General features: G+C 66.0%; 27 protein-coding genes. 17 read left to right on the forward strand and 10 right to left on the reverse strand.

What is annotated here, in order from left to right; all coding sequences use genetic code 11:
• The first annotated feature begins 35 nt into the window (after positions 1-35).
• The 8 genes from ACOZBP_RS11445 to ACOZBP_RS11480 all read left to right on the forward strand — a co-directional run bounded on the left by ACOZBP_RS11445 (position 36) and on the right by ACOZBP_RS11480 (position 8307).
• On the forward strand, positions 36-1448 hold the full coding sequence (locus tag ACOZBP_RS11445) for a sigma-54 interaction domain-containing protein (protein WP_422676564.1): 1413 nt from the start codon (positions 36-38) through the stop codon (positions 1446-1448).
• Positions 1449-1452: 4 nt separating this feature from the next.
• Positions 1453-2361 carry a class A beta-lactamase gene (gene bla, locus ACOZBP_RS11450; protein ID WP_422676565.1) on the forward strand — a complete coding sequence of 303 codons (909 nt, stop codon included), beginning with the start codon at positions 1453-1455 and terminating at the stop codon, positions 2359-2361.
• A gap of 68 nt (positions 2362-2429) precedes the next feature.
• On the forward strand, positions 2430-4511 hold the full coding sequence (gene flhA, locus ACOZBP_RS11455; RefSeq protein ID WP_422676590.1) for a flagellar biosynthesis protein FlhA: 2082 nt from the start codon (positions 2430-2432) through the stop codon (positions 4509-4511).
• 55 nt (positions 4512-4566) lie between these two features.
• Positions 4567-6099: a sensor histidine kinase gene (locus tag ACOZBP_RS11460; RefSeq protein WP_422676566.1), complete on the forward strand. Its 1533-nt coding sequence runs from the start codon at positions 4567-4569 to the stop codon at positions 6097-6099.
• Between the two features lie 20 nt (positions 6100-6119).
• Positions 6120-6518 (forward strand): response regulator, encoded by a 399-nt coding sequence (locus tag ACOZBP_RS11465; RefSeq protein WP_422676591.1) that lies wholly within the window; start codon positions 6120-6122, stop codon positions 6516-6518.
• A 5-nt stretch (positions 6519-6523) separates the two neighbouring features.
• On the forward strand, positions 6524-7564 hold the full coding sequence (locus ACOZBP_RS11470; protein WP_422676567.1) for a sensor histidine kinase: 1041 nt from the start codon (positions 6524-6526) through the stop codon (positions 7562-7564).
• 40 nt (positions 7565-7604) lie between these two features.
• Complete coding sequence (locus tag ACOZBP_RS11475; protein ID WP_422676568.1) at positions 7605-8051, forward strand: NUDIX domain-containing protein; 447 nt, start codon at positions 7605-7607, stop codon at positions 8049-8051.
• 76 nt (positions 8052-8127) lie between these two features.
• On the forward strand, positions 8128-8307 hold the full coding sequence (locus tag ACOZBP_RS11480) for a CsbD family protein (protein WP_422676569.1): 180 nt from the start codon (positions 8128-8130) through the stop codon (positions 8305-8307).
• Between the two features lie 65 nt (positions 8308-8372).
• Here the strand turns inward: ACOZBP_RS11480 and ACOZBP_RS11485 are convergent, their stop codons facing one another.
• From ACOZBP_RS11485 to ACOZBP_RS11505, 5 genes are read right to left on the reverse strand one after another with little or no spacing between them, the layout of a single operon-like run.
• Positions 8373-8876: a hypothetical protein gene (locus tag ACOZBP_RS11485; protein WP_422676570.1), complete on the reverse strand. Its 504-nt coding sequence runs from the start codon at positions 8874-8876 to the stop codon at positions 8373-8375.
• A gap of 33 nt (positions 8877-8909) precedes the next feature.
• A complete protein-coding gene (locus tag ACOZBP_RS11490; RefSeq protein WP_422676571.1) occupies positions 8910-10088 on the reverse strand; it encodes a vWA domain-containing protein in 1179 nt (392 codons plus the stop codon).
• Positions 10088-10393: a DUF86 domain-containing protein gene (locus tag ACOZBP_RS11495; protein ID WP_422676572.1), complete on the reverse strand. Its 306-nt coding sequence runs from the start codon at positions 10391-10393 to the stop codon at positions 10088-10090. Before ACOZBP_RS11495 ends, ACOZBP_RS11490 begins: the two co-directional genes overlap by 1 nt.
• Before the next feature lie 19 nt (positions 10394-10412).
• Positions 10413-10700, reverse strand: coding sequence for a nucleotidyltransferase family protein (locus ACOZBP_RS11500; protein ID WP_422676573.1), 288 nt, complete (start codon positions 10698-10700; stop codon positions 10413-10415).
• Between the two features lie 14 nt (positions 10701-10714).
• On the reverse strand, positions 10715-11242 hold the full coding sequence (locus tag ACOZBP_RS11505) for a GNAT family N-acetyltransferase (protein WP_422676574.1): 528 nt from the start codon (positions 11240-11242) through the stop codon (positions 10715-10717).
• Positions 11243-11463: 221 nt separating this feature from the next.
• On the opposite strand from ACOZBP_RS11505, the gene ACOZBP_RS11510 reads away from it, so the two are divergent.
• From ACOZBP_RS11510 to ACOZBP_RS11530, 5 genes are all read left to right on the forward strand, one after another.
• Complete coding sequence (locus tag ACOZBP_RS11510) at positions 11464-12102, forward strand: histidine phosphatase family protein (RefSeq protein WP_422676575.1); 639 nt, start codon at positions 11464-11466, stop codon at positions 12100-12102.
• A gap of 50 nt (positions 12103-12152) precedes the next feature.
• Positions 12153-12410, forward strand: coding sequence for an exodeoxyribonuclease VII small subunit (locus ACOZBP_RS11515; RefSeq protein WP_400547168.1), 258 nt, complete (start codon positions 12153-12155; stop codon positions 12408-12410).
• Positions 12411-12458: 48 nt separating this feature from the next.
• Positions 12459-13331 carry a polyprenyl synthetase family protein gene (locus ACOZBP_RS11520; RefSeq protein ID WP_422676592.1) on the forward strand — a complete coding sequence of 291 codons (873 nt, stop codon included), beginning with the start codon at positions 12459-12461 and terminating at the stop codon, positions 13329-13331.
• A 66-nt stretch (positions 13332-13397) separates the two neighbouring features.
• On the forward strand, positions 13398-15308 hold the full coding sequence (gene dxs / locus ACOZBP_RS11525) for a 1-deoxy-D-xylulose-5-phosphate synthase (protein WP_422676576.1): 1911 nt from the start codon (positions 13398-13400) through the stop codon (positions 15306-15308).
• A gap of 202 nt (positions 15309-15510) precedes the next feature.
• Complete coding sequence (locus ACOZBP_RS11530) at positions 15511-16749, forward strand: cation:proton antiporter (protein WP_422676577.1); 1239 nt, start codon at positions 15511-15513, stop codon at positions 16747-16749.
• A gap of 62 nt (positions 16750-16811) precedes the next feature.
• On the opposite strand, the gene ACOZBP_RS11535 is transcribed toward ACOZBP_RS11530, so the two are convergent.
• Positions 16812-17588, reverse strand: a complete 777-nt coding sequence (locus ACOZBP_RS11535; RefSeq protein ID WP_422676593.1) for a PhoH family protein — start codon at positions 17586-17588, stop codon at positions 16812-16814.
• A 299-nt stretch (positions 17589-17887) separates the two neighbouring features.
• Between ACOZBP_RS11535 and ACOZBP_RS11540 the strand changes: the two genes are divergently transcribed.
• Positions 17888-18418, forward strand: a complete 531-nt coding sequence (locus ACOZBP_RS11540) for a gamma carbonic anhydrase family protein (RefSeq protein WP_422676578.1) — start codon at positions 17888-17890, stop codon at positions 18416-18418.
• A 159-nt stretch (positions 18419-18577) separates the two neighbouring features.
• Positions 18578-19426: a hypothetical protein gene (locus ACOZBP_RS11545; RefSeq protein WP_422676579.1), complete on the forward strand. Its 849-nt coding sequence runs from the start codon at positions 18578-18580 to the stop codon at positions 19424-19426.
• Positions 19427-19554: 128 nt separating this feature from the next.
• On the opposite strand, the gene ACOZBP_RS11550 is transcribed toward ACOZBP_RS11545, so the two are convergent.
• From ACOZBP_RS11550 to hfaA, 4 genes are all read right to left on the reverse strand, one after another.
• Complete coding sequence (locus ACOZBP_RS11550) at positions 19555-22434, reverse strand: M16 family metallopeptidase (protein WP_422676580.1); 2880 nt, start codon at positions 22432-22434, stop codon at positions 19555-19557.
• Between the two features lie 136 nt (positions 22435-22570).
• The gene (hfaD, locus tag ACOZBP_RS11555; RefSeq protein WP_422676581.1) at positions 22571-23830 is read right to left on the reverse strand and encodes a holdfast anchor protein HfaD; all 1260 of its coding nucleotides are present in this window, start codon (positions 23828-23830) and stop codon (positions 22571-22573) included.
• Positions 23757-24773 carry a holdfast anchoring protein HfaB gene (gene hfaB, locus ACOZBP_RS11560; protein WP_422676582.1) on the reverse strand — a complete coding sequence of 339 codons (1017 nt, stop codon included), beginning with the start codon at positions 24771-24773 and terminating at the stop codon, positions 23757-23759. The genes hfaD and hfaB overlap by 74 nt, the downstream gene beginning before the upstream one ends.
• On the reverse strand, positions 24773-25207 hold the full coding sequence (gene hfaA / locus ACOZBP_RS11565; RefSeq protein WP_422676583.1) for a holdfast anchoring protein HfaA: 435 nt from the start codon (positions 25205-25207) through the stop codon (positions 24773-24775). Before hfaA ends, hfaB begins: the two co-directional genes overlap by 1 nt.
• 195 nt (positions 25208-25402) lie before the next feature.
• On the opposite strand from hfaA, the gene ACOZBP_RS11570 reads away from it, so the two are divergent.
• Complete coding sequence (locus ACOZBP_RS11570) at positions 25403-25984, forward strand: rhomboid family intramembrane serine protease (protein ID WP_422676584.1); 582 nt, start codon at positions 25403-25405, stop codon at positions 25982-25984.
• 65 nt (positions 25985-26049) lie between these two features.
• Positions 26050-26478, forward strand: a complete 429-nt coding sequence (locus ACOZBP_RS11575; RefSeq protein WP_422676585.1) for a CBS domain-containing protein — start codon at positions 26050-26052, stop codon at positions 26476-26478.
• Positions 26479-26826 lie beyond the last annotated feature (348 nt).

A 26826-nucleotide genomic window follows, 5' to 3' on the forward strand; every position in this document is an offset into this window, starting at 1 on the left:
CGGTTTTCGAAGTAGAGATCTAGAGGAGAAGACCCATGCGGCTTCTGGTGGTTGGCAGGCTCAGCGGACAGCTGGCGACGGCGGTGAAGATGGCCATGGCGCACGGCGCCAAGGTCCAGCACGTCGAGCGCGCCGATCAGGCGACCGAGCAACTGCGTCGCGGGCAGGGGGCCGACCTGATGATGGTCGACTACCGCATCGACATCGCCGCCCTGATCGCCGCCAACGACGCCGAGCGCATCTTCGTGCCGATCGTCGCCTGCGGCGTGGACGCCGACGCCAAGGAGGCCGCCGACGCCATCCGCGCCGGGGCCAAGGAGTTCATCCCCCTGCCGCCCGAGGCGGACCTGATCGCCGCCGTCCTGTCCGCCGTGGCCGACGACGAGCGCCCGATGATCTCGGCCGACCCGGCGATGAAGGCCGTCGTGGCCCTGGCCGATCAGGTGGCGCGTTCGGACGCCTCCATCCTGATCACCGGCGAGAGCGGCGTCGGCAAGGAGGTGATGGCCCGTCACCTGCACAACGGCTCCAAGCGCGCCGACCGCGCCTTCATCAGCGTCAACTGCGCCGCCATTCCCGACAACCTGCTGGAATCCGAGCTGTTCGGCCACGAGAAGGGCGCCTTCACCGGCGCCGTGGCCCGCCGCATCGGCAAGTTCGAGGAGGCCGACGGCGGCACTCTGTTGCTGGACGAAATCTCGGAGATGGACGCTCGCCTGCAGGCCAAGCTGCTGCGCGCCATCCAGGAGCGGGTCATCGACCGCGTCGGCGGCTCCAAGCCCGTGCCGGTCAACATCCGCATCATCGCCACCTCCAACCGCGACCTGGCCAAGGCCGTGGCCGAGGGGACCTTCCGCGAAGACCTGCTGTATCGCCTGAACGTGGTGAACCTGCGCCTGCCGTCCTTGCGCGAACGCCCGGGCGACATCGCCGTCCTGTGCGACCACTTCATTCGCAAGTACGCCGCCGCCAACGGCGTGCCGCCGCGCCCGATCTCGGTCGACGCCCGCCGCGCCCTGGTCGGCCACCGCTGGCCCGGCAACGTGCGCGAGCTTGAAAACGCCATGCACCGCGCCGTGCTGCTGGCTACGGGGCCCGAGATCGACGTCGACGCTATCCGTCTGCCGGATGGTCGGCCCTTGCTGGAAGGCGGCTCGACCGCGCCGTCGCCGACCGCCTCGACCTATGACGCTGGCGTCGCCGGTCATGCGGCCCAGATGGCCGACGCCATGACCCGCAGCTTCGTGGGTCAGACCGTGGCCGAGATGGAAAAGACCCTGATCCTCGACACCCTGAACCACTGCCTGGGCAACCGCACCCATGCGGCCACCATCTTGGGCATCTCGATCCGCACCCTGCGCAACAAGCTCAACGAATACGCCGACGAAGGCACGGCGATTCCAGCGCCCCAGTCGGGCGTGGCCGCCGCCTACGGTGCGGCGGGCTAGGGCCATGCGCGCCGACCGTCGAACCCTTCTGCTCGGCGCCGGCGCCTTGGCGCTCGCCGCCTGTTCGCGCGAGGTGAAGTCCGCCGAAACCGATATCGACGCCGACATGGCGGCGGACGGCGGGACGCTGGATCTGGACCTGTCTGATCTGGAAGCGCGCCACGGCGGGCGATTGGGTCTGGCCGTGGCCTCGGGCGGAAAGAACGCCGCCTGGCGCGGCGACGAACGCTTCGTCTATTGCTCGACCTTCAAGATGTACCTGGCCGGCGCCACCCTGTTGCGCGTCCAGGCGGGACAGGAGCGGCTGGATCGCGCCATCCCGATCACCGCCGCCGACATGATCAACCACGCCCCGACCACGGAGCCGGCGGTCGGCTCGACCCTGACGGTCGAGCAGTTGATGCAGGCCACGGTCGAGCTGAGCGACAACCCCGGCGCCAATATCCTGATCCGCGAGATGGGCGGGCTGGAAGCCCTGCGCGCCTTCTATCGCGGCATCGGCGACGACAGCACCCGCATCGATCGTCTCGAGCCCGAGATGAACCGCGCGGACGGCGACAAGGACACCATCACCCCGATCCAGTCGGTGCAGAACATCAGCCGCCTGCTGGTCTCGCCCGAGACCCCGCTGAACCCGGCTTCCAAGGCTCTGCTGATGCGCTGGATGACCGACACCCCGACCGGGCAGGGCCGCATCAAGGCGGGCGCGCCCGCCGGCTGGGCCGTGGCGCACAAGACCGGCACCGGCGGTTACGGCCCGACCAACGACATCGGCCTGATCCAGCCGCCCACCGGCGCGCCTGTCGTCATCGCCGTCTACTTCCACGCGACGAAGGATTCGACCGACGCCCAGCGCGAGGCCGTCATCGCCGACGCCACCCGTCTGGCGTTGAAAGCCCTCGGCCATGGCTGAGATCTCGCGAATCCTGTCATCTGGCGGGATGACCTTCGTCTGCCGCCATGGTTGATGCGCCGATCCTGATGAAGGACGGCTATGCGCGCCCCACCGGGCGTGACGCGCTCGGCTGGGTGATGCGCGGCGAAGTGATGATGGCGCTCGGCGTGATCGGCGTCATCATGCTGCTGATCCTGCCAGTCCCGAAGATGCTTCTGGACCTGCTGCTGGCGATCTCGCTGGTGTCCAGCGTCCTGATCCTGATGACGGCCGTGATGATGAAGCGGCCGCTGGACTTCGCCATCTTCCCCACGGTGCTGCTGGTTTCGACCCTGTTCCGCCTTGGCCTCAACCTGGCCTCGACCCGCCTGATCCTGACGCATGGCCACGAAGGCCACGACAGCGCCGGTCAGGTCATCAACGCCTTCGGGCAGTTGATGATGGGCGGCAACTTCATCATCGGGGTGATCATCTTCGCCATCGTCCTGGTGGTGAACTTCGTGGTCATCACCAAGGGTTCGACCCGCATCGCCGAGGTCTCGGCCCGCTTTACCCTGGACTCCATGCCGGGCAAGCAGATGGCCATCGACGCCGACCTGTCGTCCGGCCTGATCGACGAGGACCAGGCCAAGCTGCGGCGCAAGGAGCTGGAACAGGAATCCACCTTCTTCGGGGCCATGGACGGCGCCTCCAAGTTCGTGCGCGGCGACGCCGTGGCGGGCCTGATCATCACCTTCATCAACGCCATCGGCGGCCTGCTGATCGGCGTGCTGCAACACCAGTTGCCGGTAGGCGAGGCCGCCAACACCTATGTCCAGCTGACCATAGGCGACGGTCTGGTGACCCAGGTCCCGGCCATCATCATCTCCATCGCCGCCGGCTTCCTGGTGTCCAAGGCGGGCGTCGAGGGCACGGCGGACAAGGCCCTGGTGGCGCAACTGGCCACCAACCCGGTCAGCCTGGGCGTCGTGTCCGGCGCCTCGGGCCTGATTGGCCTGATCCCGGGCATGCCGCTGATTCCGTTCGCCGCCCTGGCCCTTGGTACGGGCTTCATGGCCTGGCGTCTGGGCCGCAACCGGCTGAGGCCTGCCGTGGTCGAATCCGTCGACCTGGGCAAGCCCAAGGAAGATGTCGAGGAGCCGATCTCGACCGCCCTGAGCATCGACGAGGTCAAGATCGAGCTGGGCTACGCCCTCTTGTCCCTGATCAATGATCTGGAAGGGCGTCGCCTGACCGATCAGATCCGCGCCCTGCGTCGCTCGCTGGCCCAGGAATACGGCTTCGTCATGCCGTCGGTCCGCATCCTCGACAACATGCGCCTGCCCAATCAGGGCTACGCCATCCGGATCAAGGAGATGGAGGCGGGGGCCGGCGAGGTGCGTCTGTCGTCCCTCATGGCCATGGACCCGGCCGGTCGCCAGGTCGAACTGCCCGGCGAGCACACCCGCGAACCCGCCTTCGGCCTGCCCGCCACCTGGATCGACGAAAACCTGCGCGAAGAGGCCACCTTCCGGGGTTACACCCTGGTCGATCCCTCGACGGTGCTGACCACGCACCTGACCGAGATCCTCAAGGAGAACATGGCCGAGCTGCTGTCCTACGCCGAGGTGCAGAAGCTGCTGGCGGAGTTGAACGGGGAAGAGAAGAAGCTCGTCGACGAACTGATACCGACCGTCGTCACCGTCACCACCCTGCAACGCGTGCTTCAGACCCTGCTGCGGGAAAAGGTCTCGATCCGCGACCTGCCCGCCATCCTCGAAGGCCTGGCCGAGGCCGCGCCGCACACCACCAGCGTCACCACCCTGGTCGAACACGTCCGCACCCGTCTGGCCCGCCAGCTGTGCTGGGCCAACCGCGGCGACGACGGCGCCTTGCCGATCATCACACTGTCGCCGGATTGGGAGCAGTCTTTCGCCGACAGCCTGATCGGCCCCGGTGAAGACAAGCAACTGGCCATGGCCCCCAGCCGACTGCAGGACTTCATCCGCAATGTGCGTGACGTCTTCGAACGCGCCGCCATGGCCGGCGAGAACCCGGTTCTGCTGACCGGTCCTCAGGTTCGCCCCTATGTCCGTTCGATCATCGAACGTTTCCGGGGTCAGACCGTGGTGATGAGCCAGAACGAGGTCCATCCCAAGGCCCGCCTGCGCACGGTCGGCACGGTCTGATCGGCCTCAAGGTTAACGACTGGACTCAAGGGGTTCGGTCGATAAGCTGGGCTTCATGAAACGCATCCGGCCGGCCCTGCGCACCTTTGGCGCCTTCCTACGCACGCCGACCCTCAGTCGCTCGATCATCGCCCTTCTGGCGCTGGCCATCCTGCTGCTGCTGGCGGTGAACGCCGCCACCTTCGTCATGATCCAGCGGACGTCGGCCTATAACGACACGGTCGACCACAGCCAGCAGGTTCGTCTGGCGGCCAAGGACGTCCTCAGCCTTCTGATCGACGCCGAGACGGGACAGCGGGGCTTCATGCTGACCGCCCGGCCTGAGTACCTCAAGGTCCATGACCGGGCCGTGGCGGCCCTGCCGGATGTTCTGGCCCAACTGGATGAACTGATTGGAGACGACGCGGAGCTGACCCCACGGCTGGCGCGCGTCCAGGTCTTCTATCAGGAGCGGATGGCGCTGATGGACCGGACGATCGGTCTGACGCGCACCGGGCGGATCGGCGAGGCGGTCTCCCTGATCCGCAGCGGGCGCGGCAAGACGCTGATGGACGCCATGCGGGTCGAGTTGACGGCTATCGACGCGGTTCAGGCCCAGCGTCTGGTTGAGCGCACGCGCCAGTCGGAATGGGCTTCGGCGGTGACGGTTTCCGTCAACGCCCTCGCGGCGCTGCTGATCCTGATCCTTGCGGGGATCAGCGTCTGGCTGGTTCGACGCTACGTCGAGGAGATCCAGACGGCTCATTTCGAACTCGATCGCGTCAACGCCGGCCTGGAGAACAAGGTGCGCGACCGCACCGCCGAGCTGACCCGCGCCAACGAGGAAATCCAGCGGTTCGCCTATATCGTCAGTCATGACCTTCGTTCGCCGCTGGTCAACGTCATGGGCTACACGTCTGAACTCGAGCAGGTCGGCAAGATGGTGGACGAACAGCTGACGCAGCTGGAGCAGACGCATCCCGGCGCCGTCGATGCCGAGTCCATCCGCGCCGTGCGAGAGGACGTGCCGGAAGCGGTCAACTTCATTCGGGCCTCGACCACCAAGATGGACGGCCTGATCAAGGCCATCCTGCGCCTGTCGCGCGAAGGGCGCAGGGGGCTGGTTCCGGAGGTTCTGCCCATGACGGCCCTGGTGCATGCCATCGCGGACAGCGTCAGCCATCAGGTGGTCGAGGTCGGCGGCGCCGTCATGGTGAAAGACCTGCCGGAACTGGAAAGCGACCGCCTGTCGATCGAGCAGATTTTCGGCAACCTGATCGACAACGCCGTCAAGTATCAGCAACCGGGCCGCCCCATCAGTATTGTCGTCGATGGCGAAGAGTCGCCCGGCGGCTGGGTCTCCTACCGGGTGATCGACAATGGCCGCGGCGTCTCCGCACGCGATCATGAACGGATTTTCGAGTTGTTCCGACGCGCCGGAAGGCAGGATCAGCCCGGCGAGGGCCTCGGCCTTGCCTTCGTGCGCAACAGCGTGCGTCGCCTGGGCGGTTCCATCGAACTGGAGTCAGAGCTCGGACAAGGCTCGACTTTCCATCTGAAATTCCCCAAACGGTTGATCATGCTGGGCGACCAAGGAGACGGTTTGTGAGCCATTCGGTGAAGATCGTCATGGTCGAGGACGACCACGGCCACGCCAAGCTGATCGAAAAGAACATCCGTCGCGCCAATATCGGCAACGACATTGTGCATTTTGATCACGGCGACGCGGCGCTCGACTATCTGTTCAGCGAGGAGGTGCGCGCCAACGGCCCGCTGCTGATCCTGCTCGACCTGAACCTGCCGGACATGTCGGGCACGGACATCCTGGAAAAGGTGAAATCGGACGAGCGCTTGCGGCGTGCGCCGGTCGTGGTCCTGACCACCACCGACGACAAGGTCGAAATTCAGCGCTGCTACGATCTCGGCTGCAATGTCTACATCACCAAGCCGGTCGACTACGAAGCCTTCGCGGGCGCCATTCGCCAACTTGGTCTCTTCCTGTCTGTCATGCAGGCGCCGGAGATCTGAGCGACGTGGTCCATACGGGGGCTCCCATTCGCCTGCTCTACATCGACGATGACCGGGGGCTTTCCCGGCTCGTTCAGAAGGAGCTGGGGCGTCACGGCTACGCCGTGACCTGTGCGCCTGACGCCGACGCCGGGTACGAGGCCTTGCAGGCCGGCGAGTTCGATGTCTGCGCCCTTGATCACTACATGCCGGGCCGCGAGGGGCTGGACGTGCTTCCGGACATCCTGGCCCTGCCGACCCCGCCGCCGGTGGTCTATGTCACCGGGGCCCAGGATGGACGCATCGCCGTGGCCGCCCTGCGTGCGGGCGCGGCCGACTATGTCATCAAGGACGTGTCGGAGGACTTCACCGCCCTGCTGCGCTCTGCGGTCGAGGACGCCCTGCTGCGCCGTCGTCTGGAACGTGAGAACGAAGAGGCCCAGGAAGAGGTGCGCCTCGCCCGGGACCGCGCCGAGGCCATGCTGCGCGAGGTCAACCACCGCGTCGGCAACTCCCTCCAGCTGGTGTCCAGCTTCATCTCCCTGCAACTTCGCCAACTGGCCGACGAAGGCGCCCGGTCGGCCCTGCGAGAGGCTCAGGTGCGAATCGAGGCGGTCGCCCATGTCCACCGGCGCCTCTATACGTCTTCGGACATGGCCACGGTGGCGATGGACGAGTATCTGGCGGGGCTCGTCGAGGAGCTGGGCAAGTCGGTGGGCCCCGGGGACGGTTCGCCGCGACTGGCCCTTCGGGCTGAGCCGATGCGCGTCACGACGGACCAGGCGGTGTCGTTGGGGGTCATCGTCACGGAACTGGTCACCAACGCCGTCAAATACGCCTACGCGCCCGGCGAGGGCGGCGAAATCCGCGTGGTGCTGGAAGGCGCTGTCGAAGGACGCGCCATTCTGACGGTGGAGGACGACGGTCCCGGTCTTGGCGACGGCGCGCCCAAGGGGACGGGTCTGGGCTCCAAGATCGTGTCCGCCATGGCCGGGGGACTGCGTTCAGCGGTCGAATTCGACGCCGAGCATCCAGGGGTTCGGGCGCGGCTGGTCTTTGATCTTTAGGCCCTTTCGCATTGTCTGGCCGGCGCGTTAGTCTGCGGCGATGAAGCTTCAGTTTGGAACGGCCCGCCCGGGTCTCGACTATATCCATCGTCCCGCCGCCTTCGGACTGGTCGAACGGGACGGCAAGCTGGCCTGCGTCCGCGTGGATCGCGGCGAGGGCAGCTACTTCGACCTGCCCGGCGGCGCCGTCGACGGCGAGGAAAGCGAGCAGCAGGCGCTTGTTCGCGAGTTCGGCGAAGAGACCGGCCTGATCGTTCAGCCCGAGGATCGCCTGGTCGAGGCTGCACAGTATTTCCGCAAGACCGATGGCTCGCCGGTCAACAATGCGGGCGGCTTCTGGACCGCGCGTGTCACAGGTTTCGACGCATCCTCGCAATGCGAAGCGGACCATGAACTGGTCTGGCTGGAGCCGCTGGACGCCATCTCCCGGCTGCGCCACGAAGCTCACGCCTGGGCGGTCGCCAAATGGCTGCGGTCGAAAATCTAGGGAACCGCCTTGCCCACGAATGGTTATTTCTGTCGAAGTGTCGCCAGTCTGGCGGCGCCAAGACAGGAAGTGTCCAATGCCAGATCAAGATCGCATCGAAGGCGCCGCCAAGAATATGGGCGGCAAGATCAAGGAAGCTGCCGGCAAGGTGACTGGCGACGAAAAGCTGAAAGCTGAAGGTCGCGCAGACCAGGTCGAAGGCAAGGTTCAGAACGCCGTTGGCGGTCTCAAGGATACTATCCGCGATAAGAGCTAAGCTCCGCGCTTCGGCGTTGATCAAGCCGCCGCCCCTCGCCGGGCGGCGGCTTTATCGTGCGCGGCTCAGTCACCGCCCAGGCGGATACGCAGGCCCTCGGGTTCGCGCGCCTCGCCCGGCGCCGCCCGGCATTCGCTGTTGAAAGCGATGGCGCCGCTGGGCGTGCGCTGCGGGCGGCTGTCGCAGACTTTCTCCAGCGGCGGCGGCGCGCCGAGCGCCGCGACCGGGCGCGGTCCGCACTGCATCGCATAGCCGTTGGCCGCCGTGCCGGGCGTGCAGTTCTCCAGCGCCGCCGAGGGCCGCAGGCCGTCGGGCAGGCGGTCGCCCATGACAGCGGCCAGCGTCACGCGCACGCGCGCCTGACAATGCTCAAGCGGCTCGTCCTTGCGGATGAAGGGGCTGCACTGCGACCGTTCCCAGCCATAGGGATCGGCCAGGGCCTCGGCTGGCAAGACTGGAACCGGCGCCGCGACAACGGCCTCTTCGATAGGGGCGGGGGGATCGTCTGACCAGACCACGCCGGGCGCGGCCTGCTGCAGGACCAAGGCCAAGAGCAGAACCATCGTCATCGCATCTCTCCTTATCGGGGGCGGGTCAGACTCCTACCGTGTCAGCGCCCGCATCGCCTTGTCCAGTCCGTCCAGCGTGAGAGGGAACATGCGCTGGTCCATGACTTCGCTGATCAGGCCGACCGACTGGGTATAGCTCCAGTAGCGCTCGGTCACTGGGTTCAGCCAGACCGACTTGTCCCACTGCTGGCGGGCGCGTTTCAGCCAGACCGCGCCGGCCTCCTCGTTCCAGTGCTCAACCGAACCTCCCGGCATGGTGATCTCATAGGGGGACATGGTGGCGTCGCCGACGAAGATGGCGCGCCAGTCGCCGGGGTATTTGTTCAGCACGTCCCAGGTCGGGATCTTCTCGGTGTGGCGCCGCAGGTTGTCCTTCCACACCCCTTCGTAGAGGCAGTTGTGGAAGTAGAAGAACTCCAGGTTCTTGAACTCGGTCCTGGCTGCCGAGAACAGCTCCTCGCACAGCTTGATATGGCCGTCCATCGACCCGCCGATGTCTAGGAACAGCAGGACCTTGATCGTGTTGCGCCGCTCGGGCCGCATCCGGATGTCCAGCCACCCCTGACGCGCCGTGCCGTCGATGGTGCCGTCCATGTCCAGTTCTTCGGCCGCGCCCTCGCGCGCAAACCGGCGCAGACGCCGCAGGGCGACCTTGATGTTGCGGGTCCCCAGCTCGACCGTGTCGTCCAGATTTCGGTACTCGCGCTTTTCCCAGACCTTGACCGCGCGGCCCTGCTTGCCCGGCCCGCCGATGCGCACGCCCTCGGGGTTATAGCCGCCGTGGCCGAAGGGGCTGGTCCCACCGGTGCCGATCCACTTGCTGCCGCCCGCGTGGCGCTCCTTCTGCTCCTCCAGACGCTGCTTCAGCGTCTCCATCAGCTTGTCGAAGCCGCCGAGCGCCTCGATCTGGGCCTTTTCCTCGTCGGTCAGGAACTTCTCGGTCAGCAGCCGCAGCCAGTCCTCGGGAATATCGGTGGTCAGGTCCTCGCCCGCGCCGACCGTCTCCAGCCCCTTGAACACCTTGGCGAACACCTGATCGAACCGGTCATAGTGCTTCTCGTCCTTGATCAGCACCGCTCGCGACAGATGGTAGAAGGCCTCGACCTCCCGACCGGCCACATCCTTGTCCATGGCCTCCATCAGATGGAGCCATTCCTTCAGCGAAACCGGAACACGGGCTTCGCGCAGGGCGGTGAAGAAGGGCAGGAGCATCAGTCTAGCGTCTCCAGGGCGTGCCGAAGCTCCGCCATGTCCTCGTTGGCGATGGTCCAGAGAACCAGGCTGCTGGCCGAGCCATAGTCGTGGGCCAGTCTGTGGCGCAGGCTGATCATGCCGCGCCAGTCGAGATGCGGCACACGCGCCTTGAAGGCGTCGGACAGATGGATCGCTGCTTCACCGATCATCAGCAGACGAAACGCCGTTGCGTCCCGGTGCAGCATATCTCGGTCAAAGGCTTCCAAGCTCAGGCCGTGGATATACAAATCGATGAGGCGAGCCGATTCCTTGATCTCGGCCAACAGGCCCGGATCGCTCCGCTCAGACTGCAAGGCTGTCTCGCAGGGCATCGGCGCGGACATGGGGGTTGCGAAGCCCGTCGTCGGCCAAAAGATCGACGCGCCGACCGAGAATATCGGATAAGTCTTCGGCTAGGCTGTAGAAACGCAGACCCATGGGGCGGGCCAGATCCACCAGCAGGTCCACGTCGCTGTCCGGCCCCGCCTCGTCGCGGGCGTAGCTGCCGAACAGACGCAGGTTCACGATCCCCTGCTCGGCGAGCCAAGGCTTGAGGTCTCGCAACTTGATCAGAAGTTCAGCGCGGGTCATGGCCGCAGTCTAGCCTATCCCCGCCGCAAGATGAACTCGTGGTCGTTCCAGGCGCCGACCGGGTAGTCGTACTCGCCGGCCTTTTCGAAGCCGTAGGCGGCGTAGAGCTTCTGGGCCTTTTCGTTGCCGCTCCAGACGCCGACCCACAGGGGGCCGTCGGTGTGGGCCTCCATCCAGTCCAGCGCCAGCTTCAGCAGCTTGGTCCCCAGACCCAACCCTTGGGCGTCGCGGCCGATGTAGAGGCGGCGCAGTTCGGCGTGGCTGGGCTGGGCGTCGGGATGGGGAAGGGTGTTCGGCCCGGTGTTGGCGAAGCCCAGGATGTCGCCGTCGCGGTCGGCCACCCACCAGGCGGCGCCGGGCTCGACCAGTTTCGACGAAATCGTCTCGACGCTGAAGCTCTTGTCGAGGAAGGCGGCCAGGTCCTCTGCGGGGTAGGGGATGCCGAAGCCTTCGACGAAGGTGTCCACGAAAGTCTGTCGGCCCAGCACGGCCAGGGCGGCGGCGTCAGCGAGGCGGGCGGGGCGGATCACGGGCTCGGTCATGGTGTCGGCCATAGCGCCGAGAGGCGCGTGGGTCGAGGCTGCAAACACGGCTCGCGAGGCTGTCATCGCTTGGTGGTTGCAGGGGCGCGTTCCGGGAGCTACCACCATCTTCCAAGGGGCGAGCGACGCGCTGGCCCCGTCAACCGCAATCGGGGGGATTGAGGGACGCCAAGGCCTTGATTTCACAGGCTGCTCCCCGTGCTATGACGTCTCCCGCACTCATGACCCACACCGAATCCGCTGCACCCACGCCTTCAGAGGCGCCCCGCGTCGCTCAGGCGACATCGGTGTTCGGCGCGATTATTCTGGCGCGTCACGGCGAACCCGCCCTGTCGCGCAAATGTCTGATCACCTCGGATGAATATCGCGACTGGTGGGGCCGCTATGAAATCGGCGGCCTGCGCGCCGGCCAGACGCCGCCGCAGACCCTGCTGAGCGCCGCCGAAGGCGCGGGCGCCATCTACGCCTCGTCCCGGCGTCGCGCCCAGGAAACGGCCCAGGCCGTGGCCCGCGACCGCGAGGTTCTGGTCGACGCCCTGTTCATCGAGGCGCCCCTGCCGCCGCCGCATTTCCCGTCGTGGATCAGGCTGTCGCCGCGCTACTGGGGCGTGATCTCGCGCTTCTGGTGGCACGTCTTCAATCACCACGAAGGTCAGGAAACCCGCGCCCAGGCCGAGGTTCGCGCCGATCAGGCCGCGCGCATCCTGATCGCCCGCGCGTCGGAAGGTCAGGACGTCCTAGTCCTGGCCCACGGCTACTTCAACCACATGGTCGGCCAGAAGCTGAAAGCCCATGGCTGGCGTCTGGCCGAGAACCAGGGCTTCAAATACTGGTCCCAGCGTCGCTACGAGAAGCGCTGACGCCTTTCGTCGTTGATGCGCCGCGCGGGCGTCTCTAGGTTGCCCGCATCATGACCGACGCCCCCGCTTCCCCCGCCGTTTCCGCCGATCTCAGCTTCGAGGACGCCCTGTCGCGCCTGGAGGGCATCGTCTCGCGACTGGAGTCCGGCCAGGCCCCGCTGGAAGAGTCCATCGCCCTGTACGAAGAAGGCGCGCGCCTGAAGGCCCATTGCGAGGCCCGGCTCAAGGCCGCCCAACTGCGTGTGGAGAAGATCGTCGTCGGCGCCGACGGCCAGGCCAGGGGTGTCGAGCCCGCCGAGTTCGGCTGACGGCGCGCTGTGACCCTGCTCGCCGCCAATTCCCCGGAACAGGCCGTCATCGACCGGGTGGCCGAGATCGCCGATCTGGTCACGGTCGCCCTCGACGAACTGCTGCCCCGCGCGGACGGCCCTGAGGCCCGCCTGACCGAGGCCATGCGCTATGCGGCGCTCGGTCCCGGCAAGCGGTTGCGTCCTTTCTTCGCCATTGAGGCCGGGCGGATGCTGGAGGTTGACGAGCGCGCCGTGCTGCGCGCCGCCTGCGCCCTGGAATGCGTCCATGCCTATTCGCTGGTGCACGACGACCTGCCGGCCATGGACGATGACGACGTGCGTCGCGGCCGGCCCACCCTGCACATCGCCTATGACGAGGCGACCGCCATCCTGGCCGGTGACGCGCTTCAGACCGCCGCCTTCGACATCATCCTGGACGAAGACACCCACGACGACGCGGGCGTGCGTTGCGAGCTGGCGCGGCGTCTGTCCTTCGCGTCTGGCGCGCGCGGCATGGCCGGCGGCCAAATGATCGACCTGCTGGGCGTCCGCGACGACCTGGGCGGGGTGGCCCGTATGCAGCGTCTGAAGACCGGCGCCCTGTTCGCCTACGCCTTCGAGATTCCGCTGATCATCTCGCGCGGCGGCGAGGACGCGTGGCACGCCCTGACCAGCTTCGCCCATGACGTGGGCCTGGCCTATCAGATCATCGACGATGTTCTGGACGCCGAAGGCTCGGCTGAAGAGATGGGCAAGGCCGCCGGCGGCAAGGACGCCGCCCTTGGCAAGACCAACTTCGTCACCCTGCTGGGCGTCGATGCGGCGCGTCACAGGGTCGCGCACCTGGCCGATCAGGCCCGGTCCCACCTTGATCCGTTCGGCCACGACGCAGAAATCCTCAAGGCCAGCGTGGACTTTGTGCTCAGGCGCAGGTCCTGATAGGAAACGCCCCCGCCGTCCGCGGGTTAAATGACTGACGATCCGCGTCAAAGGCCCCCGTTTACGATGCCCGACACCCCCGTTCTCGACACCGTCACCGTTCCCGCCGACATGCGCGGGTTCGACATCGCGCGGCTGAAGCAGTTGGCCGACGATGTGCGGACCGAGACCATCGACGCCGTCTCCGTCACCGGCGGCCACCTGGGCTCAGCGCTGGGCGTGGTCGAGCTGACCGTGGCCCTGCACCACGTGTTCGAGACGCCCAGGGACATCCTGATCTGGGACGTCGGCCATCAGTGCTATCCGCACAAGATCCTGACCGGGCGCCGCGACCGCATCCGCACCCTGCGTCAGGGCGGCGGCCTGTCGGGCTTCACCAAGCGGGCCGAGAGCGAATACGATCCCTTCGGCGCCGCCCACGCCTCGACCTCGATCAGCGCCGCGCTCGGCTTCGCCGCCGCTCGCGACGCCAAGGGCGAGAAGAACCGCGTCGTGGCCGTCATCGGGGACGGCTCCATGTCGGCGGGCATGGCCTATGAGGCGATGAACAACGCTGCCGAGGCCACCAGCGGCCAGCTGATGGTCGTCCTGAACGACAACGACATGTCGATCGCCCCGCCCGTCGGCGGCATGAGCGCCTATCTGGCCAAGCAGGTCTCGGGCGGCGCCTATCAGAACATCCGCAAGGTCGGAAAGAAGTTCGTCGATCACATGCCGCGCCCCTTCCGCGACGCGGCGCGCAAGGCTGAGGAATACGCCCGCGGCATGATCGTCGGCGGCACCTTCTTCGAGGAACTGGGCTTCTACTACATCGGGCCGATCGACGGTCACGACATGGAGAACCTGGTCCCCATCCTGAAGAACGCCGCCGCCATCACCGACCGCCCGGTGCTGGTCCACGTCGTGACGCAAAAGGGCAAGGGCTACGCCCCGGCTGAGGACAGCGCCGACAAGTACCACGGCGTGGTCAAGTTCGACGTCGTCTCGGGCAAGCAGGCCAAGACCGTCTCCAACGCCCCCAGCTACACCAAGGTCTTCGGCACCGAGCTGATCAAGCACGCCCACAATGACCCCAGCATCGTGGCCATCACCGCCGCCATGCCGACCGGCACGGGGCTGGACCTGTTCGGTCAGGCCTTCCCCGACCGCACCTTCGACGTCGGCATCGCCGAGCAGCACGCCGTCACCTTCGCCGCCGGTCTGGCCGCCGACGGGATGAAGCCGGTCTGCGCCATCTATTCGACCTTCCTCCAGCGCGGCTATGATCAGGTCGTCCACGACGTGGCCATCCAGTCCCTGCCGGTGCGCTTCGCCATGGACCGCGCAGGGCTCGTCGGCGCAGACGGCGCCACCCACGCGGGCAGCTTCGACATCGGCTTCATGGGGGCTCTGCCCGGCATGGTGCTGATGGCCGCCGCCGACGAGGCGGAACTGGCCGCCATGATCTCGACTTCGCTGGCCATCGACGATCGCCCTTCGGCCTTCCGCTATCCGCGCGGCGACGGCGTCGGCGTCGAGATTCCCGAACTGGCCGCCCCGCTGGAGATCGGCAAGGGCCGCATCGTCCGCGAAGGGACCTCGGTCGCCATCCTGTCGCTGGGCACCCGCCTGCAGGAATCGCTGAAAGCCGCCGACCTGCTGGCCGCGCGCGGCGTCTCGGCCACCGTCGCCGACGCCCGCTTCGCCAAGCCTCTGGACGCCGACATGATCCTGCGTCTGGCGCGCGAGCATGAATGCCTGATCACGGTGGAAGAGGGCGCCATGGGCGGCTTCGGCGCCTTCGTCCTGCAACTGCTGGCCGAGAAGGGCGCGCTGGATTCGGGCCTCAAGATCCGCACCCTGACCCTGCCGGATGTCTTCCAGGACCAGGACAAGCCCGAGATCATGTACGCCCAGGCCGGCCTCGACGCCGACCACATCGCCGCGACCGCCCTGACCGCCTTGGGCGTCGACGCCAGCCGCGCGGCAAGGGCGTAAACGCCTCTTCCTTCTTCTCCCCATGAAAGGGGAGAGAGAGACTGCATCATTCCGCGACTCGTCGTCGCGCACGCAACTTTGATTGGGCCGAATCGGTTTCATCCCGGCAGAATCCAGGCCGCAAGCCTTGCCGTGGCGGCCCCGTGTCCCCAGCTTATGGCTTCCAGTCCCAAGAAGAACCTTCACCGACGCAGGAGCGCCGATGCCGCATGCCGACAGCCTGATTATCACCCTGGTCGGGGGCTTCGTCCTCGCCTTCGTGTTCGGCATGTTGGCCAATCGGCTGAAGCTGTCGCCCCTGGTCGGCTATCTGGTCGCCGGCGTCGTGGTCGGCCCCTACACCGGCGGCTTCGTAGCAGACACCGAACTGGCGCCCCAGTTGGCCGAGATCGGCGTCATCCTGCTGATGTTCGGGGTCGGGCTGCATTTTTCGCTCGCCGATCTGATGAAGGTGCGCAAGGTCGCCATTCCCGGCGCCCTGGTGCAGATCGCCGCCGCTACGGTCCTGGGCTGGGGGCTCGGACGTTTCCTGCTGGGCCTCGGAGACATCGAGGCCCTGTTGCTGGGCTTCTCGCTGTCGGTGGCTTCGACCGTGGTCCTGCTGCGCGCGCTGGAAGAACGCAAACAGCTCAAGAGCGACGCGGGCCGCATCGCCATGGGCTGGCTGATTGTCGAGGATCTGGTGATCGTGATCGCTCTGGTCATGCTGCCCCTGCTCATCATTGCGCCGGGCGAGACATTGAGCGGCGCAGAACTGGCCAAGTCTATCGGCTGGACCCTGATCAAGGTCGCGGGCTTCGTCAGCGTCATGCTGGTCGTGGGCGCCAAGGTCCTGCCCTGGGTTCTGGTGCGCATCGCCCACACCAAGTCGCGCGAGCTGTTCACCCTGGGCGTCCTGGCCATCGCTCTGGGGATCGCCTGGGTCGCCTATTATCTTTTCCACTCCTTCGCCCTCGGCGCCTTCCTGGCCGGGCTGGTGCTGAACAGCTCGCCGCTGGGGCACAATGCGGCTGAGCGTTCGTTGCCGCTGCGCGACGCCTTCGCCGTTCTGTTCTTCGTCTCGGTGGGCATGCTCTTCGATCCCAGCATCCTGCTGCGCGAGCCCCTGGCCGTGCTCGGGGTTCTGGGCATTGTCATCGTCGGCAAGTCCCTCGCAGCCCTGGCCATCACGACGGCCTTCAGGCTTGACCGATCCACCAGCCTGACGGTCGCGGCCAGCCTGGCCCAGATCGGCGAATTCTCCTTCATCCTGGCGGCCACTTCGGTGTCTCTGGGCGCCATGAGCCGCGAGACCCATGACCTGATCCTCGCCGCGGCCTTGCTGTCGATCTCGCTCAATCCCTTCGTCTTCGCCCTGATCGACCGCATGGGAGGACGCACCGCGCCGCCTGTCAAAAAGCCGGAACCCGAGCCCAAGGCGGCGCTGGCTGAAGTGATGTAGTGATAGAAGAGGCCCGGTGATCGCTCATCGGGCCTCTTCCGCATCAACGTCCTGACAGGGGACTACAGGACGCCGATCATGCTCGCGACCAGGGGATGGCGCACGATGTCCTGCTCGGCCAGACGGACGACCGCGATATCCGGGACCGCCTCGAGACGCGCAGCGACGTCCGAAAGACCCGAGATCCCGGGCAGCAGGTCCGACTGCTGCGGATCGCCGGTCACCACCATGGTCGAGTGCCAGCCCAGACGGGTCAGCAGCATCTTCAACTGGACGTAGGTGCAGTTCTGCGCCTCATCCACGACGATGAAGGCGTTGTTCAGCGTGCGGCCGCGCATGTAGCCGATGGGGGCGATCTCGATCAGCCCCTCGGCCATCAGGGCCTTGACCCGCTTCATGCTGAGGCGGTCCGACAGGGCGTCGTAGAGGGGGCGCAGATAGGGGGCCAGCTTGTCCTCCATGTCGCCGGGCAGGAAGCCGATCGACTCCCCGGCCTCGACGGCAGGGCGCGAAAGGACGATGCGCCCGATCTTGCCGGCTTCCAGGGCCTCGACCGCCTTGGCGACCGCCAGATAGGTCTTGCCGGTGCCTGCCGGGCCGAGGGCCAGAACCAGGTTGTGAGCGTCGACGGCTTCCATCAGCTCGGCCTGACCGTCCGACTTGGGCTTCAGCGTCTTGAGATAGGCCTGGTCGCGGTCGTCGTTCGAGGGGTAGGGCGACCAGCCGTTGCGAGGCGGCAATCGCCGCACCTTGGCGTCCTGCAGGAACTCTCGCGAATCCAGAACGCCTTCACGGACTTGATGCTTGATGGCCGAACGCTTGGTCATGAACGCCTCCAGGGCATGAAAAAAGGCGAGCCCGGCAGGGTCTCGCCTTGAACGACGGTGGGGGAGGAACAGGCCGGATCTACGCGGCGGCCGCCGGGATCAGCTGCAGGGTCGTCGCCGCAGCAGAGGCGTCGTCCTGGAACCGGTCGCGAACACGCCACGCGCATTCTCCAGTATCTGACCGGACCGGGCTTGATCCGGCTTCGGATCCGGGGCCGAAATGGCGACCTCGAATCGCATCAACAGAATGATGCTAACGTAGTTTATGAGGGCTTAAAGCCATCATTTTCTGAAACATAGGCGGTGTTCGGATGAGTGTTTACAGCCTTGGAGACAGCAGGCCGCAGCTTCCGCCGGAGGGCGAATACTGGATTGCGCCGAATGCAACGGTTCTAGGGAATGTGATTCTGCATCCCGGCGCCAGCATCTGGTTCAACACGGTTTTGCGAGGGGACAATGATCCGATCGTGATTGGCCACGACAGCAATATTCAGGACGGCAGCATCCTGCATACGGACGTCGGCTCGCCCCTGACCATCGGGACCGGGGTGACGGTGGGGCACAAGGCCATGCTGCACGGCTGCACCATCGGCGATAACAGCCTGATCGGCATTGGGGCGGTCGTTCTGAACGGCGCGCGCATCGGGAAGAACTGCCTGATAGGGGCCAACGCCCTGATCACCGAAGGCAAGGTCATTCCTGACAACAGTCTGGTCATGGGGCAGCCCGGCAAGGTGGTGCGGGAACTGGACGAAGGACAGATTGAAGCCCTGCGAGTCTCGGCCCAGCACTATGTCCAGAACTGGCGCCGCTATAGCCGGGAGCTGAAACCGCTGCCCTGAGCCCCGGCTGGGAGGGGGCGCGTCAGGATGGCACAGCCTGCCGGGGGCTTTTGCAGTTCAGGGCAACGGAAACGCAAGGCTTTCGCGCTTTGATGCGACATTGACCCGGCCCGCGACTTGCAGGGCGCGGTGCGACGAACATGCAGGAGAGCCCAGCCGATGCGGGTGCGGATCAAGACTTTGCTGGCGGCGACCGGGGCCTTTGTCGGCCTCATGGCGATCGCCGACACGGCTGCGGCTCAGTGCGGCGGCAACACCTGCCAACCGCCCCCGCCTCCGCCGCCACCGCCAATTCCGGGCGGACCGTGCGGCGGCGGTGGCTGCATCCCGCCTGTGGCGCCGCCGTGCTGCGGGTCCGGCGGCAGCGTCAACGTGAACGTCAATGTGAACGCCAACGCCTCGGCGACGGCGCGCGCCTTTGCAGGCGCGCGCAGCGGAGCAACGGTGATCGTGGGCGGCGGCGGGGGCGCCTACTTCAACGTCGACCAGCCCTATCCCACGACGATCCAGGGCCTGTCGGTTGAAGGCAAGACCATGGAGATGATCCGCGTGCCCTATACGGCCTCGCGTCGCATGGAGAAGCGCGTCGTCATTCAGGCCTCTTGCATCGACGACCGCGCCGTCCCGCATCCGGCGTCGCAGGTGCGCCCGGGGAAGGACGTAGGCATGGATTACGAGGGGGAATTGTACCGCTGCATCGCCGGCACCAAACTGCAGTGGACCATAGGCGACGAGATGGGCGGTCCGGGCGAGACCATCAACTGCAACAAGCGCGAGGCCCTGTGGTACGGGCGCGGGGGGATGCTGGAATGCCGGCCCGAGAAGCAGGAGCGTGACTGCAACGAGCGCTCACTTCTGCGTCGTTATGGTGCGGGCGTGAAGGTTCTGACCATGATCCGCGAGGAAACCTATACCGAGTATCGCGAGGAAATGGTCGAGGCTGTCGGGGCCGTGGCCTCTGGCGCCGTCATCATGCTGGACGGCGGCGTGGGCGGCCGGGTCTTCTGAACAGGCTGTTCAGCCTGGCGTCATGCAGGCGCAGCTAGATTTCCGTCATCGGCTCTCCGTCGATAGGCCAAAGACCTGGGGCCCCGATCCGCTGGATCGGGGCCCCTTTTTCGTCAGGCCTGAAGCCCTTACTGGCTTGGCGCCTTGTCCGAGACGACCTCGGCCTTCCATGCCGTGTTCGCCGTCAGATATTGCCGCGCGGCGGCCTGGATGTCGGCGACCGTGAAGGATTCCAGATCACTGATGTGCGTCTGGATCTGTTCAACGCTCGCTGGCCTGGCGGCCAGGTCGTCCAGTTGACCCAGCCAGTATTCATTGCCGGCCTGGCTGCGCCGCAGGGACTCGATCGTGGGCAGGCGGGCGCGGCTCAGTTCGTCTTCGGTGATCGGCATATCCCGCAGCGAGGCGGTGATGGCGTCCACGGCGGCATAGAAGGCCGGGATCTTGTCGGCAGCCGTCTCGGCCATCACGAAGATGGAGCCGTAGCCCTTGAACACGTCAGAGGCGGACGACCCGACGCGCGGCGAATAGGCCAGAGCCTGCTTCTCGCGAATCTCATCCAGAACGCGAAGCTTGAACACTTCCGCCAGAATGCTGACCTTGCGGGCTTCGGTGCGGTCGTCGACAGCGTCCGTGGTCGGCCAGGCGATATAGCCGAGAGCCTGTTCGACCGGGCCGGTGTGGGTCAGGCGCACCGGTTGGGCGGTCGGTGCGGGGAAGCGACGCTGGTCGGACCCAGGCAGGGGTTGAGCTGCCGGAGCGCGGGTCGGCAAGGCAGCGAAGGTCGAGGCCACGGCGGCCACGGCGTCGTCCACCGTGACGTCGCCCACCATGACAATGTCGATCGGCCCGCTCGACAGGCCCTGGACCACGCCTTGCTTCAGCTCTTCCAAAGTGAAGGCGGCGATATCCGACGCCGCAGGCACGGTTTCGCGCTTGTCCCCGCTGGCCAGCAGGCCCGACGCCTGAATGCCGAAGGCGCCGCCCGGCGTCGCGAGTTGCTGAGCCAGGATCTGCGGGAAGTAGGCCTTGATCTGTTCGAACGGCGCTGCGCGCAGGCCGGGATCGGTCAGGTAGGCGGCCAGAACCTGCATCTGCAGCTGCAGATCGGCAGGGCGTGTCGCGCCAGACAACTGATAGGCGTCGCCGTCGATGGCGAAACCGGCGCTGTAGATCTTGCCGGTCAGGACACGGCTCAGCTCGTCCGCGGTCAACTTGCCGAGACCGCCCTGGGTGAAGATCATGGGCGCGAGCATTTGCGACGTGAAGCGGTCAGTCGGCAGACCTTCCTCGCCAATGCCGGTGCGGACCGAGATGAGAATCTGCTCGTCCTTGAAGGTCGTCGGTTTGACGGTCAGACGCACGCCGTTGGCGAAGTTGACCACAGTGGCTCCCACAGCAGCCACTTCGGCCCGATTGACGGGGGCTGCGGCCGCGCCGAAGTCGGCGTAGGGCCACTGAAGCTCGGCCTGAGCGGCGCGAGCGGTCACGGGCACGGCTCGGCTGGCTTGCAGGGCAGCGGTGACGCCGGCCTCGCCGCCCTCGATGGCTTCAGGCGTGACCACCAGCGCGAGCGGGCCCTGTCCCTCGAACACGGTTTTGACGGCGGCGTCGACCTGGGCGGCTTTCAGGTCCTTAACCACGGCTTCGAACAGCGCCAAGTTGGTGGCGGGAGCAGAAAAGACGAGGTCGTCGTTGGCGGCGCCCAGGATGGCGTTGGCCAGGCCCGGGGTGCTGCGGGTTGCTGCGGCCTGGACGGCGTTCTCGAGCGCCGTCCGGTTGTTCGCGATTTCGCGATCCAGCTCGGCTTGGCTGACGCCGAACTGCACCAGGCGGCGCTGTTCCTGGTCGATGGTTTCCAAGGCCCGCGTCAGACCGTTCGGGTTGAAGTTGGCGGAGATGGAGCCGATGTCGACGCTTCGGAAAAGGCTGCCGCTGCCGGCGCTGGCCTGGATAAAGGGCGGGTTGTCGGCGCGGGCGATTTCGCCGAGTCGACGGTTCAGGACGGCAAGCCCCAGATTTTGCAGCAGGCTGTCGCGGCGCTCCGCAACCGTATCAGGGTCGAGGTCCGGATTGCGGACCCAGTTCAACTGGATCGAGGACTGCACGCCGGGTTCGACCAGAATGCGCGTTTCCGGCGAACGGGCCGCGACCGTTCCCAGATCGGGATTTGGACCATCAGCCGCCTTGGGGCGCCAGTCAGCGAAAGTGGCGCGGATCTTGGCTTCCATCTGATCGACGTCGAAGTCCCCGACGGCGATCATGGTGGCGCGCGACGGACGATAATAGGCGTTGTAGAATTCGACGAAACGCTCCCGCGGCGCCGAGCGGATAATGCTCAGATCACCGATGGGCAGGCGGTTCGAGAGACGCTGCCCGGGCGCCAGCAAGGCGATCTGCGCCTTCAGCGAGCGCAGGCCGGGCGTGTTGCGCAGACGCTCCTCGCCCTCGATGACGCCGCGCTCGGCGTCGATGTCCTCGGCCTTCATCAGGGCTTCGGACACCTGTTCGCGCATGATGCGCAGCGAGGTGTCGACGGTCTCATCGTTGGTGCGCGGCAGTTCCAGGGTATAGGCGGTCTGGTCGAAGCTGGTGAAGGCGTTGGTGTCCGCGCCAAAAGCCAGGCCCAGGCGTTCGAGGATACGCAGCAGCTCGTTTTCGGGCACGTTTGTCGTGCCGTTGAAGGCCATGTGCTCCATGAAGTGAGCCAGACCGAGCTGATCCTCGTTTTCCATCAGCGACCCTGCGGCGATGCGCAGGCGAAGCGAAGCCTGACCTGGGGGCGTGGCGTTCTTCAGGATGGCGTAACGCATGCCGTTCGGCAGGGTGCCGAACCGGACATTGGCGTCAGCGGGAATATCGCTGGCGGACTGAGCCCAGGGTTGGGCCGGCTGGGCGTCCTGTGCGGCGGCGGCGGGCGCTGTCAGAGCCAGGGCGGGCAGAGCCGCCCCGCCCAGCAGGGCGAGGCTGGAAGCGGCGAGCAGCAGCAGGCGGCGAGGGGATCGCATTCAGATGTCTCCGAACCGTGCGATCAGGCTGCCCCCGGGACTGACTGCGGCCTTGCACGGTGAGTGTCGCGTGCGACGACATTCGCACATTCCCTCAGCCTGACAAAGGTCCTTGACTACCTCAAGTTACCGAAAGTTAATTTCCGCCCGTCCGCGTCACATAGAAGGTCGCGGTGTTGCCGACGGCATTGGCGCCGGCAATGACGTTGCGGCCCGAGCCGTTGATGGTCGTGTTCGCCACGGCGCTGACATTGCCGCTGTTGGTCTGCACGTTTCTAGCGTTCAGATCTCCCACGCATTCGGCGCAGGCGTAGCCGGTGACCGAGTTGCCGGCGGCGTTGGCGCCGACATAGGCGTCATAGCCCTTTTCGCCGACGAATGAGCCGGTAGCCTCGACGCCGCCGGAGTTCACCTGGGTGTTGTCGATATCGACATAGATATCGTTGTTGCCAACGGTCACTTCGTTGGCGACGGCGGTGGCCGCAGCCGTCGCCTTGCCGAAGTCATAGGAACTGAGCTCAGCCTCGCTGCGGATGAAGGCGCTGTTGGCCTGGTCGGTGGTGGGGATCAGGGATCCGCCTTGATTGTAGAAGACGGCCTGGTTGCCGCCGGCGTGCGCGCGGGCGGCGAGATTCCAACCGTTGCCGGCATAGACGCCGGTGTCCGCCTCGACGATCGCGCCCAATGAGCGCTGTCGGACTTCCAGCGCCTGGTTGGCGTTAGGCGTGGAGGTGGCTTGCACGGCGTTGGCGATGGCCTGGGTGCTGAAATCCGCCGGCTCGCGCACGAAGCGCGGCGAGGCCGTGTTCGTGGCCCGAACCACGCCCGTAGCTGACTGGTCGATGCTTCCTGCCAGCGAGGCTCTTCCGGCTTCCGAACCCGATCCCGCCAGAGCGACGGTGTTGCCAATGGCGGCGGCGGCGATCTGACCGCCCCCCACAAGCTGGGCGTCCTGTCCGGTGAGCGCCGTGGAAGCGGTGACGTCGCCGCTGACCGACTGGGTCGCGTCGAGCGCCATCTGGGCGTTGTTCGCCGTCCCGGCCAGATAGTTGCCGCGCGCCTGTGTGACCGCGGTCACCAGACCCGTGGTTTCGCCGCCCAGGGTCAGACTGGTTTCGGCTCGTGCGTCGCCGCCCATCACTTGAGACGAGACGACATCGCTATCCTGGCCGTCGATCCCGCCGATCAGGCTGTTGCCCTGGGCAACATTGGACACCGTCACCTGAGCGCTGACGTCGACAACGTTCAGCGTCTGCCCTGCGACCACGTCGCCCAGTTGAAGTTGTTGGTTCAGGACCAGACCGCGGTCCTGGGCCGCGACCTCAGTAACGGCCGCGGCGCACATCGCCGTCGCGGCGATCGTGCCAGCGAGACGGATCCGCGCGTGTCTGACCATTGTTCGTTTCCGTGTTTGCGTAGGCGGGATAGTAGCCGCCGGTGGGGCCGACGGGAGAGTCGCCCAGAGGATCGTTGGCGGGGCTGAGGCAGACCTCTGGGCCCGGCGCCCCATAGAGATTGGCCATAAACTCGACCGTGGCGCGTTCCACCAGGGCGCGGACGGCCAATTGCACCGGCTCCATTCCGCTGGTGCCGGCCGAGATGTCGAAGACATTGCCGTTCAGGAAGTCGAACACGCCCGCCGAGATTTCACGACCGACGATCTGCTTTTGATAGGAAACCACGTCGACGACCTCGAGCGTGGTGGTCTGCACGAGGCGCAGGTCGAGGGCGATGTTCATTACGAAGACCTTGCCTGTCAGCAGGCCGGAGCCGCCGCCCTGTTCGACTTCGCCGCCCGCGATGTCGAAGCCGCCGGAGCGGATATTGTAGTTCACCTCGGTAATGCCGCCGACCACGTAGAAGTCCGAGCCCGGCACCTGGCCAGCCAGGATCCGGCGATAGGCGGCGTCTTGGGGGGCGCCGTTGGGCTGATCATCGCTGATCAGCTTGTTGTTGGCGTAGCGCAGCTCCAGTTCGGACACCGAGGTGTCATAACGCTCGACGATGCGCGCCCCAGCCTTGGCGAGGGCCGTGTTCGTCATCAGCGAAGCGCCTTGGGTGATCTGGCGGCCGCCGTCAGCGGAGATCGAGCCCGTGTAGTCGCTGATCCGGCCCACAGCCATGCGAGGCGACGGCAGATTATAGCGGCGCGCGTAATCAGCCAGGCAATAGAGCGCAGTCGAATAGGGGGTCGGGTTCGAGGTCACAGGCGCATTGCCGATCGGCGTTGCGTAGTTGCCCGACGGACCGGCGCTGGTGGCGCACCCGGCCAGCACGCTGGCGGCGGCGAGCACTACGGCGGCGACCCGAATTGGGCGGGGTGGATTGTGCAGGCGCATCAGAAATTCAGAGTCCCGTTCAGAGCGGTTCCGGCGGTGATGTCGCCGGTGTTGCTCTGTGTGGAGTTGACGATCACTGTGTTCCGATTGCCCTGGACCACGACGTTGAGATTATTGCCGATGGCGGTGGCGCCCCCAATCGACGTGCCGGTGTTGGAGGAGCCGGTGCCTGCGTAGCCGCTCGATACGCCAGCGGATGAACTGGAGTAGCTGCTAGCCCCCGATTGGATGATGCCGTTGACGATCAGCCGGTTTCCGTTGCCGTCCCTGGTCGATCCGCTCGAGGGCTGGGCGGTGGTGTATCGCGAGGCCCCATAGCCGGCCTGGAACTGCGCCGCGCCGGCCGACCCGGTCGATTGCGCTGATACGGTGCTGGCCGCAACAACCGGCAGGGCCAGGGTGACGACGGTCAGGATCAGTCTTTGAAACGGCATACGATACTCCGCGGGCGATGCGGGTCGCCAAGCAACCCTCGTGCCAGTTTGAAACGCGGGTCTTAAGATCGGCTTGAGATTGCGCTGCTCTTTGTCCATCAAGGGCTTATGCAGCATTCATCCGAAGATCCGGCGAGGCCGCCCCGCGAGCGAGCGTTCAACGCTCCCTTCCTGCCGGTGCTGATAGCGGCCTCCATGCCCGTGCTTTTCTGGTTTCAGGAGCGATTGCCGGATCAGGGCATGTCCATGGCCTTCCGGGCCGTCGATCTTTGGCAGGGGCGGTGGACGGGGCTTTTTACCTCCATGCTGCTTCATGGCGGCTGGGCCCATGTGATCATGAACGCCGTTGGAGCCCTGGCCTTTGGGACGCCGGTCGCGCGGCTGCTGTCGCGTCGCCTGGCGCCGCTCGCCTTTGTTGCACTCTATATCGCCAGCGGCGTTGTAGCCGCCTTCGGCTTCGCTCTGTGCCACCCTGATAGCGCCAGCAATCTGGTGGGCGCGTCGGGAGCGGTGTTCGGCCTGATCGGAGCGGCGACGCGTCTCATGGGGGGACATGGCGAGGTGATGCCGTTGTTCCACTCCGCCGTTCTGAAACAGGCGGCGGTCTGGATGTCCGTGAACCTGGTGATCGGCCTGGTCGGTTTTGCTCCGGGCGGGGGCGGCGCCAGTATCGCCTGGGAGGCGCACGCCTTTGGCTTCGTTTTCGGTCTGCTGGCGATCGGTCCGGTAGCCCGCTGGCTTGGGCCGCGACCGGATTTGCGTCCGGCCCAAGTCTGAGCGATCCTTCTCTCCTGTAGCGGCCGGTCCGCGGTCGCCTTTCTCGACAGATGGAAGGAGCCGCCATGTTGGTCGCCGAAATTTTGAAAGGTAAGGGGCAGGCGGTTTTCACCCTGTCGCCCGAGACCCTTCTGAGCGAGGCATGCGCCGAACTGGACCTCAAGCGCGTGGGCGCCTTGATCGTATGCGAGGGCGACGCTGTCGTAGGCGTCCTCTCGGAGCGGGACATTGTTCGTGCGATTTCGCGGGACGGTGTCGTGGCGCTGTCGCGTGCGGCGTCTCACTATATGACAACCGAGGTGATTTTCGCTGCGCCAACTGAAACGGTTTCAGTGCTGATGGAGCGAATGACGGACCGTCGGGTTCGTCATCTGCCCGTGTTGCGTGAGCACCAACTGGCGGGCGTCGTCTCCATCGGCGATGTAGTGAAGTGCCAGATCGCGGAGGCCAGGCAGGAAGCCGAGAGCCTGCGCACCTATATAGCTGCGGGTTAGGCCGGCTCGGCGGTCTGAGCGATTGGCGTTCGTTCGGTTTTTTATGAATCCGTCATTGTAGGCTTGTGGACTCGGGGTTGGGTCCGTATATCCGCCGCTCGCTTGGAGACGGGCGGTGCGCGGGGTTCGGCGACGGGCTTTGCGAAGTGGATTTGGGAGCCTTGGTTTCCGGGTTTGCGGAAAGGCTGAAAGGCCTGGTTGACATGGGGATTGGCTTTCCTTAGAAGGCCGCCTCCTCTGGGGTCTTCGGGCCTTGGGGAGTGTTGAGAAAGTTCTTTAAAAAGAACTGGTTGACACGGAAAATCAGGGGCGGTAGACACCGCCTCCGCCGCATCCGGGCGTTAAACG

Origin of the sequence: Brevundimonas sp. NPDC058933 (genome assembly GCF_049315965.1) — a bacterium.
In the GTDB taxonomy this organism is placed as follows: domain Bacteria; phylum Pseudomonadota; class Alphaproteobacteria; order Caulobacterales; family Caulobacteraceae; genus Brevundimonas.

What these genes read in the sequence shown, in the direction of transcription:
- ACOZBP_RS11530 (WP_422676577.1), top strand. Translation starts at nt 15,511, where the DNA reads ATGCCGCATGCCGACAGCCTGATTATCACCCTGGTCGGGGGCTTCGTC.
- hfaD (WP_422676581.1), bottom strand. Translation starts at nt 23,830, where the DNA reads ATGGTCAGACACGCGCGGATCCGTCTCGCTGGCACGATCGCCGCGACG.
- ACOZBP_RS11505 (WP_422676574.1), bottom strand. Translation starts at nt 11,242, where the DNA reads ATGACCGAGCCCGTGATCCGCCCCGCCCGCCTCGCTGACGCCGCCGCC.
- ACOZBP_RS11510 (WP_422676575.1), top strand. Translation starts at nt 11,464, where the DNA reads ATGACCCACACCGAATCCGCTGCACCCACGCCTTCAGAGGCGCCCCGC.
- ACOZBP_RS11545 (WP_422676579.1), top strand. Translation starts at nt 18,578, where the DNA reads ATGCGGGTGCGGATCAAGACTTTGCTGGCGGCGACCGGGGCCTTTGTC.
- ACOZBP_RS11460 (WP_422676566.1), top strand. Translation starts at nt 4,567, where the DNA reads ATGAAACGCATCCGGCCGGCCCTGCGCACCTTTGGCGCCTTCCTACGC.
- dxs (WP_422676576.1), top strand. Translation starts at nt 13,398, where the DNA reads ATGCCCGACACCCCCGTTCTCGACACCGTCACCGTTCCCGCCGACATG.
- ACOZBP_RS11575 (WP_422676585.1), top strand. Translation starts at nt 26,050, where the DNA reads ATGTTGGTCGCCGAAATTTTGAAAGGTAAGGGGCAGGCGGTTTTCACC.
- hfaB (WP_422676582.1), bottom strand. Translation starts at nt 24,773, where the DNA reads ATGCGCCTGCACAATCCACCCCGCCCAATTCGGGTCGCCGCCGTAGTG.
- ACOZBP_RS11515 (WP_400547168.1), top strand. Translation starts at nt 12,153, where the DNA reads ATGACCGACGCCCCCGCTTCCCCCGCCGTTTCCGCCGATCTCAGCTTC.
- ACOZBP_RS11550 (WP_422676580.1), bottom strand. Translation starts at nt 22,434, where the DNA reads ATGCGATCCCCTCGCCGCCTGCTGCTGCTCGCCGCTTCCAGCCTCGCC.
- ACOZBP_RS11500 (WP_422676573.1), bottom strand. Translation starts at nt 10,700, where the DNA reads ATGACCCGCGCTGAACTTCTGATCAAGTTGCGAGACCTCAAGCCTTGG.
- ACOZBP_RS11485 (WP_422676570.1), bottom strand. Translation starts at nt 8,876, where the DNA reads ATGACGATGGTTCTGCTCTTGGCCTTGGTCCTGCAGCAGGCCGCGCCC.
- ACOZBP_RS11465 (WP_422676591.1), top strand. Translation starts at nt 6,120, where the DNA reads ATGGTCGAGGACGACCACGGCCACGCCAAGCTGATCGAAAAGAACATC.
- bla (WP_422676565.1), top strand. Translation starts at nt 1,453, where the DNA reads ATGCGCGCCGACCGTCGAACCCTTCTGCTCGGCGCCGGCGCCTTGGCG.
- flhA (WP_422676590.1), top strand. Translation starts at nt 2,430, where the DNA reads ATGAAGGACGGCTATGCGCGCCCCACCGGGCGTGACGCGCTCGGCTGG.
- ACOZBP_RS11570 (WP_422676584.1), top strand. Translation starts at nt 25,403, where the DNA reads ATGCCCGTGCTTTTCTGGTTTCAGGAGCGATTGCCGGATCAGGGCATG.
- ACOZBP_RS11480 (WP_422676569.1), top strand. Translation starts at nt 8,128, where the DNA reads ATGCCAGATCAAGATCGCATCGAAGGCGCCGCCAAGAATATGGGCGGC.
- ACOZBP_RS11540 (WP_422676578.1), top strand. Translation starts at nt 17,888, where the DNA reads ATGAGTGTTTACAGCCTTGGAGACAGCAGGCCGCAGCTTCCGCCGGAG.
- ACOZBP_RS11475 (WP_422676568.1), top strand. Translation starts at nt 7,605, where the DNA reads ATGAAGCTTCAGTTTGGAACGGCCCGCCCGGGTCTCGACTATATCCAT.
- hfaA (WP_422676583.1), bottom strand. Translation starts at nt 25,207, where the DNA reads ATGCCGTTTCAAAGACTGATCCTGACCGTCGTCACCCTGGCCCTGCCG.
- ACOZBP_RS11445 (WP_422676564.1), top strand. Translation starts at nt 36, where the DNA reads ATGCGGCTTCTGGTGGTTGGCAGGCTCAGCGGACAGCTGGCGACGGCG.
- ACOZBP_RS11490 (WP_422676571.1), bottom strand. Translation starts at nt 10,088, where the DNA reads ATGCTCCTGCCCTTCTTCACCGCCCTGCGCGAAGCCCGTGTTCCGGTT.